The organism is Mesorhizobium sp. M7A.F.Ca.CA.002.15.2.1 (assembly GCF_003998715.1).
Taxonomy (GTDB): domain Bacteria; phylum Pseudomonadota; class Alphaproteobacteria; order Rhizobiales; family Rhizobiaceae; genus Mesorhizobium; species Mesorhizobium ciceri.
This window is the reverse complement of the sequence record NZ_RZPI01000910.1, coordinates 1-1,768: the sequence shown is the minus strand read 5'-3', so window position 1 is coordinate 1,768 and position 1,768 is coordinate 1. Positions and strand designations below refer to the sequence as shown.

The following is a 1,768-nucleotide window of genomic DNA, read 5'->3' as shown; positions in this document are numbered from 1 at the left end:
AACACGATCAGACCCCATGGCGATGTCCCCGCCAGACGGTCGATGACCCAGCCGATGCCGGCACCCACCACCACCCCGGCGATAAACTCGCTGGAGAGTTTGAGCGCCTGACCATAACCGGCCACACTGCCCGCTTTCGCGTCGTCTTTCCCCTCGAGCCGGCCCGGCCGCCTTGTCGCAAGCGAAGCTTCAAGGTCACGGCGGCGGCGCTCAAGATCGTCGTCGCGGATGTCGGGTTCATGCTGATTGCCGCGGCCGGTTTCTCCGGTTCCGTCTGGCCCATTCTTGTCGGCCATCGCAACCCCCCTGCCCGGTCAGACCGTCACCGTCCGTCCGCTTCTAAAGTCGCCGGCAACATAGTTAGAGGGTTTGCGCCCGTCAAGCCACGGGCGGAAGTTCATTGCCATGTATTTTAGGCAATAAAATCAATGAATTACGAAGGTGCGACATCGTGCCCGCCAGGATGACGAGGATGCATGGCGCGAATCCCCCGCGCAATGGCTCTTTGATCGGCTGCGCGCCACATCAAGGATCAGCGGCTGCTCCGCACTCAGCTCCAGCCGCCGCCATAGGTCCGATAGAAGATATGCAGGCCGATCTTGGTCATCTTCTGCATCGTGCGCGCCCAGCCGGGGTGGACATATTGGGCATAGTAGTGGGTCGACGATCCGACTTCCGGAATGAAGATCTTGCCGGCGGTGACGGCCATGGCGATCTCCTGGGCGGTCTTGTAGGCGGCTGGGCTATCGATGCGCTTCTTCCTGCCGTCGCAGGCGAAGGAGAACTGGCAACGGTTGAACCAGCTGTCGTTCTGGTAGACGACGCCGCAGATCGAATTCGGATAGGTCGGATTGCGGACGCGGTTGAGGATGACCTGAGCGACAGCGGCTTGGCCGCGCACGGATTCGCTCCTCGCCTCGAAATAGATTCCGTTGGCAAGGCATGCCTGCTCCTTCTTGGAGAAGACACTCGCCGGCAGCGGGTTCTGGATCCACGAATGATCGCCCTTGGCCATCGGCGGAATGAAGCGGCCCTCATTGGGCTGCTCGTCCTGAAGCAGGGCCTCGAAGGGCGATGCCTTGGCATAGTCCGGCTCGGATTGCGCATAGGCGGTGGCCAGCACATCCGGATGGTCGTTGTTGACCAGCGCCGCCAGCATGGCCGGCACGCCGGGATCCGGCTTCTTGTCCTCGCGCGCATGGAATGCCGCGGCGATCTGGATTTCCTTGCCTTTGATCTGCGGCTTGGCGAAAGCCATTTTCAGGCCGCTGTCCATGCTGGGTCGCAGCAAGGAGGAGGTGCGCTCGAAGATCGAGCCGGCGTTGAAGTTCTTCGGGGGTGCGACGGGAGACATCTGGACGATGCGCCCTTTCTTCTCGGCGCGCACGACGCGGTCCTCATCGGGCGTGGCGCTGACCTTGCCGCCCTTGCCGCGAAACGACACGTTGCCGACACCGGCCAGGTGGACGCCCGATCCGGAAATGGAGCCGGTGACATCGGAATCGACAAAGGGCATCTCGGCCGCGTGGGTCGAGCCGGCGACGGATTTCTCGACATAGGAATTCCAGCGCGTGCTCGATGCTTCGAGGCCGGAAACGAGGCTCGTCATGTCCTGATAGGCGGCGACGGTCGGAAAGCCGATCCAGATGCCGAAACCGATGACGAGCGGACCCAGAAAGCCACGTTTTCTCTCACCGGCGGCGGCAACCAGCCGCTTCAACACACGTCGATGCACGGAACTCTCTCCAGGAACGCTACAGACCCCACT

General features: G+C 62.2%; 2 protein-coding genes. Both read right to left on the bottom strand.

All coding sequences use genetic code 11. The features are described from left to right. The coding region (locus tag ENZ74_RS31005; RefSeq protein ID WP_127313267.1) for an AtpZ/AtpI family protein at nucleotides 1-296 on the bottom strand (296 nt) is incomplete at its 3' end. A 254-nt stretch (nucleotides 297-550) separates the two neighbouring features. Next, nucleotides 551-1,735, bottom strand: a complete 1,185-nt coding sequence (locus tag ENZ74_RS31000) for a cell wall hydrolase (protein ID WP_063167648.1) — start codon at nucleotides 1,733-1,735, stop codon at nucleotides 551-553. Nucleotides 1,736-1,768 lie beyond the last annotated feature (33 nt).